12 protein-coding genes are annotated in these 14134 nt (G+C 71.2%); 10 read left to right on the top strand and 2 right to left on the bottom strand.

The features are described from left to right. The coding region (gene ilvA / locus VJ693_RS19160; RefSeq protein ID WP_324156786.1) for a threonine ammonia-lyase, biosynthetic at nucleotides 1–850 on the top strand (850 nt) is incomplete at its 5' end. Between the two features lie 102 nt (nucleotides 851–952). Next, nucleotides 953–2131 carry a tetratricopeptide repeat protein gene (locus tag VJ693_RS19155; RefSeq protein WP_324156784.1) on the top strand — a complete coding sequence of 393 codons (1179 nt, stop codon included), beginning with the start codon at nucleotides 953–955 and terminating at the stop codon, nucleotides 2129–2131. Nucleotides 2132–2148: 17 nt separating this feature from the next. Here VJ693_RS19155 and VJ693_RS19150 read toward each other — a convergent pair whose 3' ends face one another. Beyond that, nucleotides 2149–2577: a GGDEF domain-containing protein gene (locus VJ693_RS19150; protein WP_324156783.1), complete on the bottom strand. Its 429-nt coding sequence runs from the start codon at nucleotides 2575–2577 to the stop codon at nucleotides 2149–2151. Nucleotides 2578–2907: 330 nt separating this feature from the next. Here VJ693_RS19150 and VJ693_RS19145 point away from each other — a divergent pair, with 330 nt between their 5' ends. From VJ693_RS19145 to VJ693_RS19125, 5 genes are all read left to right on the top strand, one after another. Next, on the top strand, nucleotides 2908–3462 hold the full coding sequence (locus VJ693_RS19145) for an ECF-type sigma factor (protein ID WP_324156781.1): 555 nt from the start codon (nucleotides 2908–2910) through the stop codon (nucleotides 3460–3462). 50 nt (nucleotides 3463–3512) lie between these two features. Beyond that, nucleotides 3513–6245, top strand: coding sequence for a serine/threonine protein kinase (locus VJ693_RS19140; RefSeq protein ID WP_324156780.1), 2733 nt, complete (start codon nucleotides 3513–3515; stop codon nucleotides 6243–6245). Between the two features lie 7 nt (nucleotides 6246–6252). Beyond that, the gene (locus VJ693_RS19135) at nucleotides 6253–6570 is read left to right on the top strand and encodes a hypothetical protein (protein ID WP_324156778.1); all 318 of its coding nucleotides are present in this window, start codon (nucleotides 6253–6255) and stop codon (nucleotides 6568–6570) included. Nucleotides 6571–6698: 128 nt separating this feature from the next. Beyond that, on the top strand, nucleotides 6699–8723 hold the full coding sequence (locus VJ693_RS19130; RefSeq protein ID WP_324156776.1) for a multicopper oxidase family protein: 2025 nt from the start codon (nucleotides 6699–6701) through the stop codon (nucleotides 8721–8723). Then, on the top strand, nucleotides 8720–9118 hold the full coding sequence (locus VJ693_RS19125) for a hypothetical protein (RefSeq protein WP_324156774.1): 399 nt from the start codon (nucleotides 8720–8722) through the stop codon (nucleotides 9116–9118). The genes VJ693_RS19130 and VJ693_RS19125 overlap by 4 nt, the downstream gene beginning before the upstream one ends. Nucleotides 9119–9141: 23 nt before the next feature. Here the strand turns inward: VJ693_RS19125 and VJ693_RS19120 are convergent, their stop codons facing one another. Further along, the gene (locus VJ693_RS19120; protein ID WP_324156772.1) at nucleotides 9142–12075 is read right to left on the bottom strand and encodes an adenosylcobalamin-dependent ribonucleoside-diphosphate reductase; all 2934 of its coding nucleotides are present in this window, start codon (nucleotides 12073–12075) and stop codon (nucleotides 9142–9144) included. Between the two features lie 218 nt (nucleotides 12076–12293). Between VJ693_RS19120 and VJ693_RS19115 the strand changes: the two genes are divergently transcribed. The 3 genes from VJ693_RS19115 (at nucleotide 12294) to VJ693_RS19105 (ending at nucleotide 13860) form a co-directional block, all read left to right on the top strand. Next, the gene (locus tag VJ693_RS19115; RefSeq protein ID WP_324156770.1) at nucleotides 12294–13025 is read left to right on the top strand and encodes a ProQ/FinO family protein; all 732 of its coding nucleotides are present in this window, start codon (nucleotides 12294–12296) and stop codon (nucleotides 13023–13025) included. A 183-nt stretch (nucleotides 13026–13208) separates the two neighbouring features. Continuing rightward, entirely contained in the window at nucleotides 13209–13424 is a 216-nt protein-coding gene (locus VJ693_RS19110; RefSeq protein ID WP_324156768.1) for a hypothetical protein, read from the top strand. Nucleotides 13425–13659: 235 nt separating this feature from the next. Next, nucleotides 13660–13860, top strand: coding sequence for a hypothetical protein (locus VJ693_RS19105; RefSeq protein ID WP_324156767.1), 201 nt, complete (start codon nucleotides 13660–13662; stop codon nucleotides 13858–13860). The last annotated feature ends 274 nt before the right edge of the window (nucleotides 13861–14134 follow it).

Genomic DNA, 14134 nt, shown 5'->3' with positions numbered 1-14134 from the left:
CGGCCTGTTCGCCGATGGCACCGCGGTCAAGCTGGTCGGCGAAGAGACCTTCCGCCTCGCGCGCGAGCTGGTCGACGACTATGTCCTGGTCGACACCGACGCCGTCTGCGCCGCGATGAAGGACGTGTTCCAGGACACCCGCTCGATCGTCGAACCTTCCGGCGCGCTGGGCGTGGCGGGCCTGAAGCAGTACGTCGAAACACACAAGCCGAAGGGCAAGACCTTCGTCGCGGTGACTTCCGGCGCCAACATGAACTTCGACCGCCTGCGCTTCGTCAGCGAGCGGGCCGAGTTCGGCGAGCAGCGCGAAGCCCTGTTCGCCGTCACCATCCCCGAAGAGCGCGGCAGCTTCAAGCGGTTTTGCGAGCTGATCGGCACGCCGACGCACCCCCGCTCGGTGACCGAATTCAACTACCGCATCTCCGACGCCCGGGTGGCGCACGTCTTCGTCGGCATCTCGATCGCCCGGCGCGACGAGGCCGACAAGATCGAGCGCAACTTCATCCGGCATGGTTTTGCCACCGTGAACCTGACCGACGACGAGCTCGCGAAGGAGCACGTTCGCCACATGGTCGGCGGCCGCAGCGAGCTGGCGCAGGACGAGCGCCTGTACCGATTCGAGTTCCCCGAACGCCCGGGCGCGCTGATGCGCTTCCTGGCCGCGATGCACCCGAGCTGGAATATCAGCCTGTTCCACTACCGCAACCAAGGTGCCGATTACGGCCGCATCCTGGTTGGCATTCAGGTACCCAAGGCCGACAAGAAGGCCTTCAAGGATTTCCTCGACACGCTGGCCTACCCCTGCGTCGACGAGACCGACAACCCCGTCTACCGCTTGTTTCTGCGCTGACGGCGGGCCCCGTGCCGGGCGGGCCCAATGGGCCCGAGAACTGAGTGCAGCCGGCCTCGAACCGGCCTACGATCACGGATGTCGCCATCTTCGGAGACTGCCGTGTCACGCCCTGCCTTGCTGCGAAGTCTGCTGCTGGCCGTCGGGGCGAGCCTGCTGTTCGCCGGCTGCGCCACGGCGCCGAGCGCCGCGCCGGAACCCGCGACCTCCCTGCTGCGTGACGCGGCCTTCGGCCCGCCTTCCCAGGCGGTGCGGGTCGAAGATGTGTTCGCGCTGAGCCCGGCCATGGCGCGCTACCTCGACCAGGACATCGGCCGCCAGTTGCGCCGCAGCGGCCGCCAGCGTGGGCTGATCGATGCGCTGTACGAGCGCGAGATGCTGCGCCTGGAGTACGACTCGGCCTCCACGCGGACGGCCAGCGAGGCCTTCGCCGCCCGCTCGGGCAACTGCCTGTCGCTGGTCATCATGACCGCGGCGCTGGCGCGGCACCTGGATCTGCCGGTGACCTTCCAGTCGGTCGACGTGGAAGACAGCTGGACGCGCGGCCAGTCGCTGCTGCTCGCTGCCGGGCATGTGAACCTCGTGCTCGGCCACCGCATGCTGGACCGAGCCGGCGGCATCGGCAACGACGTGGCGCTGACGGTCGACTTCCTGCCGCCGCAGGATCTGCGGGGCCGGCGCGTCACGGTGATCAGCGAGGCGCGCGTGCTGGCGATGTTCTTCAACAACCGCGCCGCCGAAACCCTGGCCCAGGGTGATCTGGACCAGGCCTACGCCTGGTCCAAGGCGGCCGTGGCGCAGGATCCCGGCTTCACCAGCGCCCAGATCACGCTCGGCGTGATCTACCACCGCCGCGGCCTGCTCGATGCCGCCGAGGTGGCGTTCCGCCATGCGCTGCGGGCCGAGCCGCGCAACACCCAGGCGCTGGCCGACCTGTCGTCGGTGCTGTTCAGCCAGGGACGCGATGCCGAGGCGCAGGAAGCGAAGCAGCAACTCGCCCGGCTCGAGAGCCACCCCCCGTTCTACTTCTTCGAGCTCGGCCGCGCCGCCGTCCAGCGGGGTGATTTCGAAGCCGGCCGGGCCTGGCTGCAGCGGGAGCTGTCCCGCGACCCGGACTACCACGAGGTGCATTTCTGGCTGGCGGTCGCTTATGCCGGGCTCGGCGACGCCCGCGCCGCTCGCCGCCATCTGGCCCAGGCCATGGCCAACAGCACGACCCGCGGCGAGCACGACCTGTACGCCGCCAAGCTCGACCGGCTGCAGGCGCAAACCCACCACTGAGCGAGGCAAAGGCCCCGTCAACCTCGGTGACTCGTCTGCGCTGCCTGCGTCGCCAGCGCCGGCGATTCGGCCGGCCACAGCTGTTGCGAGATCTGCACGGCCGGTGCGACCAGGTGGGTGCCGATGCGGTAGGGCGAGCCCAACGCGGTTTGCAGCCGCAGGCAGACGCCCGCCGCCTCGCGGGCGCCGACACCCGGCAACAGGACGGCGAACGAGTGGCCGGCGCAGCTCAGCACCTCGTCGCTGTCGCGTACCCGCCGGCGCAGCCGCAGACCCATCTCGCCGACCAGGCTGCGCACGACCGCGTCGCCATGGCGTTCACGCCAGCCGGCCAGGTCCTCGACCTCGATGCACAGCAGCGCCAGCGGCGCCCGGGCGCGCCGGCACTGCGCGCGGCGCTGCTCGATCCGGTCGATGAGGTCTGCTGCGCTCGAAGGACGGTCCATCCTGGCATTCCCTGGCGGTCCCTGACAGTCCCCGTTGGGCAGAGTGGGGCGAAGAGGCAGGCCGACCGGCACCGCCGGTCGGCCTCGCGCTCGCTCCCTGAGCACCTTTCGTGATGTCGTCACTGAACCCTCCACTGGTCCCGCAGCGTCCACCTTGGTGGCTTTCTGACAGGTAAAACGGAATCGCGCGCCGAAACCCGACATCGGCCAACAAAATTTCTGCCGCGGCGCGCGGGCCACACCCTCGGTGCGCTGCGCATTGCCGCTGCCCACGCTGCCCGCTAGAGTCGCTCGTGGCGCTTCCGCGCGGAGTTGCCACCCCCTCTTCGCATGAGCCACGACATCACGCTGCTGCTTCGCGATGCCGCTGACGGAAACCGTCAGGCGGCCGATCAGGTGATCGCGCTGCTATATGCCGACTTGCAGCGCCTCGCCCGCAGCCGCCTGAGGCGCTCCGGCGACGTGACCTTGCTGGACACCACCTCGCTGGTCCACGAGTCCTACCTGCGCCTGGCCCGCGGCGGCGGCCCTGAATTCGCCGACCGGCGGCATTTCCTGGCCTACGCGGCCCAGGTGATGCGCAACATCGTGGTCGACCTGCTGCGCGCCCGCCAGGCCGACCGCCATGGCGGCGGCGCCTGGCATGTCACGCTGAACACCGCAATCGGCGACTCCGTCGCCCGCCACGAAGACGAGGTGCTGCGCGTGCACGAGGCGCTGGACGAACTCGCCGGCAGCGAGCCGAGGCTGGCCCAGGTCGTGCAGATGCGCTATTTCGGCGGCCTGTCGGAGGCCGAGATCGCCGACTGCCTGGGCGTCACCGAGCGCACGGTCCAGCGCGACTGGCAGAAGGCGCGCCTGTTCCTGTCGCTGGCGCTGAAATAGCCATGGCCGAGCTCGACCCCCGTGCCGCAGCGCCTCAGGGCGGGCCACACGTGGTCGACAAAGCCCGCTGGCCGCTGCTCAGCCCGCACCTGGACGCTCTGCTGGACATGGATGCCGCCGCCCGCGCCGAGCGGCTGGCGGCGCTGCGCGCCGACGACCCGGCGCTGGCCGACGACTTGGCCGCCCTGCTGGCCAGCCTGGACACCCTGGACCGCGAGGCTTTTCTGGAGGCGCCGGCCGTGCCGCCCGCCGCGGCGCTCGAGGGCCAGGCGGTCGGCGCCTACACGATCGAGCGCGAACTCGGCCAGGGCGGCATGGGCAGCGTCTGGCTGGCTCGCCGCACCGACGGCCGCTTCGAGGGCCAGGTGGCGATCAAGTTCCTGCATGCCGGCCTGGTTCCACGCGCTGACGCAGAACGCTTCGCCCGCGAGGGCCGCATCCTGGCCCGGCTGGCCCACCCGCACATCGCCCGGCTGATCGACGCCGGCGTCCACACCCCCGGCCCCGGTGCCGGCCGCATCGGCGGCGCGCAGCCCTACCTGGTGCTCGAGTACGTCGACGGCCTGCCGATCGACCAGCATTGCGAACGCCAGGGGCTCGACGTGGCCGCCCGGCTGCACCTGTTCCTCGACGTGCTCGATGCGGTGGCCCATGCGCACAACCGCCTGATCCTGCACCGCGACCTGAAGCCAAGCAACATCCTGGTCACCGCCGGCGGCGAGGTGAAGCTGCTCGACTTCGGCATCGCCAAGCTGCTGCGCGACGCATCCGGCGGCCCCACCACCGGCGCACCGCCGGACGCCACCGAGCTGACCCAGCGTGCCGGCCGCGCGTTCACGCTGCAATACGCCGCCCCCGAGCAATTGCAGGGCGGCGAAGTCACCACCGCCACCGACGTCTACGCGCTCGGTGTGCTGCTGTACGTGCTGCTCGGCGGCAGCCACCCGACGGCCGGCTCGACCAGCGCCCCGCTCGATCAGATGCGTGCCACGCTGGACCGCCAGCCGCGCCGCCTGTCGGACACGGTGTTGCGCGGCGGCGCGCCCGATGCCGTGCGCAAGGCGCGTGCGCTGCGCGGCGACCTCGACACCATCGTTGCCAAGGCGCTGAAGAAGGGCCCGGCCGAGCGCTACGCGAACGCCGAGGCGCTGGCCGGCGACCTGCGCCGCAACCTGGCCCACGAGCCGATCGCGGCGCGGCGGGACACCGCGGCCTACGTGCTCGCCAAGTTCGTGCGGCGCCACCGGGCCGGCGTGGCGGCGGGCTCGGTGGTCGTGCTGGCGCTGGCAGCCGGCGTCGGCGTCGCCATGTTCGAGGCTGCCGAGGCCCGCCGGCAGCAGGTCCAGGCCGAGGGGTTGATCGAGTTCATGCTGGGCGACCTGCGCCGCAAGCTGCAGCCGGTCGGCCGGCTCGACGCGCTCGACGCCGTCGGCAAGCAGGCGCTGGCCTACTACGCCACGCAGGATGCCGACCGGCTCGACGCCGCCTCGCTGGGCCGCCGCGCCCGGGCGCTGCACCTGATCGGCGAGATTGCCGACAACCGCGGCGACCTCGACGAGGCGACCCGTGTCTTCCACCAGGCCGCGCAGAGCACCGCCGCATTGGTCGAGCGCCACCCCAACGACGGGCAGCGCCTGTACGACCACGCGCAAAGCCTGTACTGGATCGGCTTCGTCGCGCGACGCCGCGGCGAGGCCGACGAGGCCGAACGCGCCTTCCGGGCCTACCTCGACCTGGCCGAGCAAATGGTGCGGCTGGATCCGGCCCGCCTCGATTGGCGCATCGAGCGCGCCTATGCGCAGCAGAACCTCGGGGTGCTGCAGCTCGAGCGCTCGCGCCCGGCCGAGGCGTTGCGCGCGTTCAACGATGCGCGCGCCACCTTCGCCGCCGCGCCATCGACCCGGTCGGATCTGCGCTTCGAAGAAGCCAACGCACTGGGCTGGATCGCCAAGGCACGTGAAGCCCAAGGCGACCTGGCTGGCGCATTGGCCGCGCAGCGCGACAAGCTGGTCGTGCTGAACCAACTGCCGGCGGCGGCAAGCGACCGCCGCGCGCAGCGCCTGATGGCCAACGCCACCTACGAACAAGGGCAGCTGCGGCTGATGATGGGGCAGGCGCCGGCCGCGCTGGCCGCCGCCAGCGAAGCCCTGGCCGGGTTCGAGGCCCTGATGGCCGTCGACCCGAACAACGCAGACTGGCAGATTCAGGCCAATCTCGCCAGGCTGGGCGTGGCCGAGGCCTGGTGGACGCAGGGCAACCTCGCCGCGGCCCGCGAGGCGCTCCAGCGGGCCGAGGCAGAGAACGCGCGTCTGCTCGCCACCGGCGCGGCGCGGGCCACCTGGCGGCTGTCTCTGCAAGGCGCGGCGTTTCGCCTGCGGCTGGCGCTTGGCGACCTGGGGCCGGGCGCGCGACCGGCGCTCCAGGCCTACCTGGACGACGTGCGCCAGGCCGGCGCCGGCGGCGTGGCGGTCGACGCCTTGCAGTCTCGCCTGGCCGCCGCCGCGCAGGTGGGGCTTGGTGATCTGCTGGCACGCGACGGCTCATCGGGGCTCGCCCGCGATGCCTGGCGAGCAGCAGCCGCGCGCCTGCGCGAGGCGGCCGGTCAGGGCGACCCCGCCGCCACCACGCTCTTGGCCCAGGCGCTGTCGCGCCTGGGAGAGAACGCCGAAGCACGCGCGCTGGCCCAGCGTGTCGCCGCGTCGGCGTATCGGCACCCCGACTTTGCCGATCTGCAAGAACGGCTGGCGAGCGGCGGAGGCGCTGCCGGCCATCAACCCCAGTGAGGATCACATGCCCAACGTCACCGTCAACGTCAGCAGCATCGGCGTCGTCAGCTGCACCCCGGATCCGGTCCGCGTCAGCGGATCGAACGCGACGATCACATTCAACCTGGCCAACGCCGACTACTCGTTCGCTGCCACCAACGCCATCGTCGTCCCGCAGCCGGCTTCGCAGTTCCCGAATCCCGCGACGACGGTGTCGGCGAATACCGCCACATTGTTCGACGCCAACACCGACTCGAATCACTACAAGTACGTTGTCCACCTGGTCAAGAACAGCGACAACGAGCCGCTGAGCTTCGATCCGACGATCGAGAACGGCTACTGACCGTCTAGCGCTGGAGTGGGGCCGGCCAGCCGTGCCGGCCCGCGCCCCCCTTGGTTGCACGATAGGCCCGCCCCCCGGTGGTGTGCTCGAATCGCCCGGTTCGCGCACCGCCACCACGGAGGGTGTTCATGCTCACGTTGTTCCGCCCCCGCCGCACTGCCGGCAAGCGCATGGCGCCCTGGCTGCTCGCGGCCGCCCTGCCCGCCGGTGCTGCCACGCTCAACGAGCTGCCGGTTCTGAAGAGCCGTGCTGGTGAGCTCGACGTCCTGATCGTGGCGCGCGCCGAGAAGCTCACCACCCTGGGTGATCTCAAGCCCACCGGCTGGATCTACGACATCTGCCCCCGGCCCGCCGACGGCAGCGACACCTGCCCCGCCAAGCCGCCCGGCACGAACCTGTTTGGCGGCACGCGATTGCAACTGCAGCCGGGCGACACGCTGAAGATGCGGTTGGTCAACAAGCTGCCGCCGGTGCTCGATTCCGAGCACGCCGGCGAGCCCGGCCACCACTACCTCGGCGCCAACCCGACCAACCTGCATACCCATGGGCTGATCGTCTCGCCGCGCTTTCCGACGAAGGCGCGGCCGACCTACGGCGACAACATCTTCGTGATGACCTTCAACCCGGACAACGGCCTGCCGGGCGACGATGACGTGGTGCACGGCGACATCCGCCTGGGCTTCACCGAGTACGAGATCAAGATCCCCAAGAGCCACCCCGCCGGGCTGTTCTGGCTGCACAGCCACGTGCATGGCCTGACCTTGAACCAGCTCAGCTCGGGCATGTCCGGCGTGATCACGATCGGCGACCCGGCCGATTACCTTTGCAGGAACGACGCCTGCAGCGATTTCCTGCGGACCTTGCCGGTGCGCCACCTGCTGCTGAAGGACACCCAGGTCCTCAAGAGCGAACGCATCGTCACCGAGCAGTACCCGGTGTTCTGCAAGACCGAGGCGACGCGAAACGAGCCCTCGCGCCAGGGTTCGTGCGCAGGCATCCATGGCCGCCCGACCGGCGGCGGCCGCTGGTACTTCAGCATCAACGGCCAGGCCTTCCCGCACATTCCGGTGCACCAGGGCAACGGCGAGATCTGGCGTCTGACCACCGCGTCGGCCACCGTCACCTACGACCTCGGCCTGCGCGACGACGCGACCGGCCAGGACATGTTGGTGCAGGTGCTGTCGGTCGACGGTGTCGCGGTCGAGCCCGACGCCGAAGCGACCGACAGCGAGCTGCGCAGCATGACTGGCGCCAAGGTCCAGGCCGTGCCCTGCCCGGCTGGCGTGCCCGGCAAGCTGGCCCACAAGCCCCTGTGCGCGAGCCGGATCCGGATGATGCCGAGTTCGCGCGTCGAACTCTGGGTCGCCCACCGCGATGCCAACGGCCACCTCGCGCCGGCCGGCACCAACGCCAGCGCGACGCTCTACACCGCCGACGTGAAGACCGGCCCGGCCGGCGACACCTGGCCGTCCGTGGACCTCGCGCAGGTCAGCTTCCGCGGCACCGCCAGCGCCGGCGCACCACAGACCCTGTCGGTCACCGGCGATGCAAACGCCGAGCTGCGCGACCCGCGCCGGCTGGGCGCTGAGCTGCGGGCGTCCAACGCGATGTACCGCCCCGAGGCCGATTGTTCACCGCTGGCGCCGGGCCACATGCGGCGCATCTTCATGGGCTTCACGCCCGGCGGCTCGGTCGGCTTTGGCCTGGGCTACGAGGAGCTCGACGAAAACGGCGTGCCGGTGCCCGGCACCTTCCAGGACATCGCGCCGTTCGACGCGGAGCGGCCCACCGTCTGCGTGCCGCTCGGCGCCGGCAATGCGCCGACGATCGAACGCTGGGAGATCGTCAACATCGCTGAGGAGGACCACAACTTCCACGTCCATCAGACCAAGTTCAGCCTGCTGTCTCGCGACGTGGTCGGCGGCCGCGTCGTTCTGCACCGCGGCGGCGTGCTGCACGACAACGTGCCGATCCCGCATGCCGACGGTGACTGCGAATCGGTGGACGACTGGCGCGCCGGCAAGTGTGTCGTGAAGCCGATGCTGCTCGAGATCCCGTTCACCGTGGCGGGCGACTTCGCCTACCACTGCCACATCGGTGAGCACAGCGAAGAGGGCATGATGGCGCGGATCCGCGTGCGGGCCAACAAGTGAAATACACCTTCGCCGCACGCTGCCTCACGGCGATGGGGCTGGCGGCGGTCACCTGGGTCGCGCCGGTGGCGCTGGCCGCCGCCGGCGCGATGCCCGACGTGCCGGGCATCCAGGCCGCCTACGAAGCCGCCTACCTCGCGACCCGCGGCAAGCCCCCGGGCGAGCACGCCGAGGACCTCGCCATCCAGACCGCCCGCTGCCAGCCGCTGAAGACCGGCCCCGGCGCGGCCTGCCAGATCGACTTCGTCCGCCAGCGCGAGCCCGAGGGCCGCCTCTATTTCGACATCGTCACCCTCGAGCCCGAGGCCAGCGGCGCCTGGGCGCTGCGCTCCGGCCTGTGCATGACCAAGCCAGCGGACCGGCACGCGGGTGCACCGCGCGGCCAATCACGCTGAGCGCACGCCCGGCCGGATAGGGTTCAACCGCACTGTCCGACGTAGCCGCAGGCGGTGCAGAAGTCGCAGCCGTCCTTGTGGATCAGCGTCGCGTTGCCGCACTCGGGGCAGGGCCGGCCGGCGAGCACCGGGGCGGTGACGGCGCCGTTGGCCTTCGGCGCCGGCGCTTCGAGGATGCCCATCGCGTGCAGCGGGAAGCCTTCCTCGTCGAGCACGCCGAGCATCGCGTAGCGATGGATGATCAGGCGCGCGACGTAGGACACCGTGCTCGGCCAGACCTGCTGGCGCCGCTGGCCCGGCACCGGTGCCATGAAGTGGCCGAGCGGCTCGCCGACGTTGAGCAGCTTGCGCAGCTTCATGCCGATCCATGCCGGGTCGATGACCCGCATGTCGAGCGACAGCAGCCGCGCCAGGCCGTCGAAGGCCTTGGGGTAGTTGCCCGAGAAGCCCAGCGCGCAGGGGCGCGTGACGAAGCCGGTCGGCGAGACCTGCGGGTCGCTGGTTGCGAGCGACACCTCCTTCAGCGTCAGCGTGAACGATTCGCCGGTGGCCGGGTTGTCGACGTCGACCGCCCAGGCCAGCGTGCCGGAGGTGCTGGTGCGCGGCTCGTCGCGGCTGAAGAGGGCATCTATCACCGGCGTCGGCCCGCCCTCCTGCAGGGCACCGAGCTGCTCGCAGCGCCAGCGGATCACGCTGGCCGTGGCCGCCACGACGCCGGGGAACAGGCGCTTCTCGCCGTTGGGTGGGAACGGCATCTCGAACGAGCGCTCCTCGGCGACCGTCGCCAGTGCGTCGAGCTTGAGCTTGAGCCACTGCGGATCGTTGGCCCGCATGTCCATCGACAGCGTCTTGGCCAGCGCGCCCAGGCCGCGCGGCTGCTCGGCGCCGTTGACCCAGACCTCGAACGGCAGCGTGGTGCCGAACAGCCCGGTGCCCGGCCCGGCCTCGGCCGGCAACTCGCCGACGAAGAGCGAGAAGTCGCCGTGCGGATGCTGGATCAGGTAGCTCCAGGCCGGGTTGCCGGCGCGCAGCTCGGGCCGGCCCGGCCAGCGCAGCGAGGTCAGCACCGGCGCCGGCAGCTTGTCCAGCGTCAGACGCTGGTTGGCCGAGTCGGTGACCAGCGGCGGCGCCGCGGCGGCCGCCGGCGCGTCGACGCTCAGCACCGCGCCGAGCACCGCATTGGGCCGGTAGGTCGCCAGGCCCTTCAGGCCAGAGCGCCAGGCCGTGAGATACAGGCCCTGGAACTCCTCGTACGGGTAGTCGGCCGGCACATTGACCGTCTTGCTGATCGACGTGTCGATGCAGGGCGCCACCGCCGCCACCATCAGCGCGTGGGCCTCGGCGCTCATCTCCAGCGCGGTCACGAAGGCCGGCGTGAGCGCCGCATCGGCGCCCTTCAGATGGCGGTACAGGCGCCAGGCATGGTCCTCGACCGAGTACTCCTTGAAGTGGCCGTCGGGCATGCGCTTCTTGCGCGTGTAGGCCCACGAGAACGGCGGCTCGATGCCGTTGCTCGCGTTGTCGGCAAAGGCCAGGCTGATCGTGCCGGTCGGCGCGATCGACAGCAGGTGCGAGTTGCGCATGCCCTGGGCGCGGATGCGCTCCTTCACCTCGCCCGGCAGGCGCGAGGCGAAGTTGCCGCCCGACAGGTACAGGTCGGCGTTGAACAGCGGGAAGGCACCGCGCTCGGCGGCCAGTTCGGCGCTGGCGAGGTAGGCCGCGTCGCGCATCGACTCGCTGATGCGGGTGGCCATCTCGCGCGCCTCGGGCGTGTCGTAGCGCAGGCCCAGCATGATCAGCGCATCGCCCAGGCCGGTGAAGCCCAGGCCGACGCGGCGCTTGTTGCGCGCTTCCTCGGCCTGCTGCGGCAGCGGCCAGACCGTCACGTCGAGCACGTTGTCGAGCATGCGCACCGCCACCTTGACGACCTCGGCGAAGGCCTTGTCGTCGAAGCCGGCCCCGGGCTCGAACGGCGCGGTGACGAAGTGCGTCAGGTCGATCGAGCCGAGGCAGCAACAGCCGTAGGACGGCAGCGGCTGCTCGGCACAGGGGTTGGTCGCCGCGATCGTCTCGCAGTAGTGCAGATTGTTGTCGTGGTTGATGCGGTCGAGGAAGAGCACGCCGGGCTCGGCGTGGTCGTAGGTCGAGCGCATGATCAGGTCCCACAGCCTGGACGCGGGCAAGCGGCGGTAGACCCACAGGCCGTCGCCACGGCGGTGGGCGCCGGCCGCCTTCTGCGCCGGGCCGGGCTCGGCGCGGTGCACCAGCTCGACCTCCGTGCCGGCCAGCACCGCCTTCATGAACTCGTCGGTCACGCCGACCGAGATGTTGAAGTTGCGCAGGTCGCCTTCGTCCTTGGCGCGGATGAAGGTCTCGATGTCCGGGTGGTCGCAGCGCAGCACCGCCATCTGCGCGCCGCGGCGCGAGCCGGCCGATTCGACCGTCTCGCAAGAACGGTCGAACACGCGCATGTAGCTGACCGGGCCGGAGGCACTGGACTGCGTCGAGCCGACCCAGGCGCCCTGCGGCCGGATGCGCGAGAAGTCGTAGCCGACGCCGCCGCCGCGGCGCATCGTCTCGGCGGCTTCGGTCAACGCGGTGTAGATGCCGGGAAAGCCGTCTTCGACCTGGGCAATCGAGTCGCCCACCGGCTGCACGAAGCAGTTGATGAGTGTCGCCGTCAGCTCGGTGCCGGCGGCCGAGTTGATGCGCCCGGCCGGCACGAAGCCGCGCCGCTGCGCGTCGACGAAACGCTGCTCCCACAGCGCGCGCTGCTCGGGCACCTCAACGGCGGCCAGCGCGCGCGCCACGCGCAGCCGCACCTCGTCGACCGTGCGTTCGTTGCCCTTGGCGTATTTCTCGGCGAGCACCTCGGCGCTGATGGCCTGGGGCGGCAGGGCGGCGCGCAGGCCGGAGCCGGCGGTGGGGGTCGAAGCGGGGCGGCGAAGCGATGTCATGGTGTTGTCGTGGTTCGGTGGCGGCGTGCCGCAGCGGGATCGGAGACTGTACGTTTCAACAGTGGGCGATGATGCACCAAACGGCCCGCCCCGGGCAGACCGAATCCGCGCAAACTTCGTGGGCTTTGATCTGGGGCGACCCGGGCACAATCGCGCCTCGACCTCACGCCCGCGCGCATGGCGCTGCCGGCCTCTCCTTCAACGCATCACCGCGTGCCATGACCGCTCCCGACGCCCCGACCCCTGCCGCCCCCATCGACGTGCCGGCCACCCCTTCCGCCACCGAGGCGCCCCCCCCGGCAGCCACGCCCAGCCTGTCGCCGGCCGAATGCGCCGAGCGCCTGCGCGCGCTCTTTCCGGCGCTGTTCAGCGGCCCGGCCAAGCCGATCAAGCTGCGCATCCAGGCCGACATCCAGGCCCGGGCGCCGGGGGTGTTCACCAAGGCCGCGCTGTCGGCCTTCCTGCGCCGATACACCGGCGGGACCGGCTACCTGATTGCGCTGACGCGCGCGCCGCAGCGCCTGGACCTCGACGGCCAGCCCGCCGGCGAGATCAGCGCCGAGCACCGCCAGGCCGCGGCCGACGAACTGGTGCGTCGCCGCGCGGTACACGAAAGCCGCCGCCAGGCGGAGGAAGACCAGCGCCGCGAGCGCTGGCAGCTGCTGCGCGCCTTCGAGACGACCACACTGACCAAGGACAATTTCTGCGCCCTCAAGGGCATGACGCCGGAGGCGCTCGACGCCGCGCTGGCGCAGGCCCGGCAGGAGGCCGAGGATCGGGCCCGTGAGCGGCCGCCGCAGGCGCCGCTCGGCGGCCGGCCCGACGCACGCCCGGGCCGCCCGGGCCCTGGCGCCCGGCCGGACGCCCGTCATGGCAGCCGGGATGGCCGCCCGAGCGATGCCCGAGGCCCGCGCGAGCGCAGCCCGCGCCCGCCTCGCCCGGCCCGCTGAGGCCGCCGCCGGCCCGGAAACCCCGGGTCAACCCCAGTAGCGCGGCAGCGAAATCTGCCGCTCATCCGCTGCGCACGCACTTCATCGTGCTGCGCTGGCGGCTGGTCGCACGGACGTGGCGGGGCCACCGGCCGCTGCCTACAGTGCACTCCATCGACACCCCACCACCGACAGGAGCCGCACATGTCCACCACCGCCCGCACCCCCCGCTTCATCAGCCAACAGGCCACCGCCCGCCGCGTCGCCGCCGGCCTCGCGATCGTGCTGACGCTGGGCCTGCTGGCCGGCCTGGACCAGGTCGCCGACCGCCAGTACGACGATGCCCTGATGGCGCAGGCCGCCGACGCGGCCCCGGCGCAGGTGGTGGTGGTCACCGCCAAGCGCCTGCCCCGCGCCTGAGGCACCTCGCCCCGTTTCGCTGAAGACTCCCGTTCCACTCCTCTTGGGCCCCTCGCGGGGCCCTCTTTTTTTTGCCGATGCGCCAGCGCGGTTGACGCTCCGCAAGCCGATGCCGGGAACTTCACACGCTGGCCGGCGCAACGCGGAAGCGGCGCTGGCAGCGCGCCGCGCACAGGTCTACAGTGTCAATCGTCGGCAGGCACGCCGCCGTGCCGAGCTCTTCAAGGAGCCGATCATGTCCACGCTGATCCACCGCCTTGCCACTGCCCATGCTGGCCTGCGCGCCGTGGCCTTCGGCCTCGCCGCGGCCGTCACGCTGGGCGCCATCGGCTTGCTGGCCCATCTGGCCGACCGGCACTACATCGATGCCCTGGTCTCGCTGGATCTGTCCGCCCCGGATGCCAACTACGTGGTGATCAAGGCGCCGCCGCGGTAACAACACCATCGGGCCGCCAGCGGCCGCGATTTCATGCGCGAGGGTCCCCGCCGGGGCCCTTTTGTTTTCTGCAACGTGGGACCTTCCCGCAGGCGGCGTCGAATTCAAGCTGGCTTTCAGCTTGGCGCGCCTAGGCTCGCGCGCCGTCCGCCGATCCCTGCCCCGCGCCGAACGCCGGGGCCAAACGCCCTACGCCATGACGCCTCACCGCACCCTTGCTGTCCACTGCGCCGGCCTCGTTGCCGTCCTGGCCCTGGCCGCCGCCGGGCCGGCC

It is taken from the genome of Ideonella sp. (assembly GCF_035254525.1).
In the GTDB taxonomy this organism is placed as follows: domain Bacteria; phylum Pseudomonadota; class Gammaproteobacteria; order Burkholderiales; family Burkholderiaceae_C; genus Ideonella.
This window is presented reverse-complemented; position numbering and strand designations above follow the sequence as displayed.

Bases quoted from the DNA above. Each gene is read 5' to 3' on its own strand.
- VJ693_RS19110 (WP_324156768.1), top strand. From the start codon at position 13,209: ATGTCCACCACCGCCCGCACCCCCCGCTTCATCAGCCAACAGGCCACC.
- VJ693_RS19130 (WP_324156776.1), top strand. From the start codon at position 6,699: ATGCTCACGTTGTTCCGCCCCCGCCGCACTGCCGGCAAGCGCATGGCG.
- VJ693_RS19145 (WP_324156781.1), top strand. From the start codon at position 2,908: ATGAGCCACGACATCACGCTGCTGCTTCGCGATGCCGCTGACGGAAAC.
- VJ693_RS19105 (WP_324156767.1), top strand. From the start codon at position 13,660: ATGTCCACGCTGATCCACCGCCTTGCCACTGCCCATGCTGGCCTGCGC.
- VJ693_RS19135 (WP_324156778.1), top strand. From the start codon at position 6,253: ATGCCCAACGTCACCGTCAACGTCAGCAGCATCGGCGTCGTCAGCTGC.
- VJ693_RS19120 (WP_324156772.1), bottom strand. From the start codon at position 12,075: ATGACATCGCTTCGCCGCCCCGCTTCGACCCCCACCGCCGGCTCCGGC.
- VJ693_RS19115 (WP_324156770.1), top strand. From the start codon at position 12,294: ATGACCGCTCCCGACGCCCCGACCCCTGCCGCCCCCATCGACGTGCCG.
- VJ693_RS19150 (WP_324156783.1), bottom strand. From the start codon at position 2,577: ATGGACCGTCCTTCGAGCGCAGCAGACCTCATCGACCGGATCGAGCAG.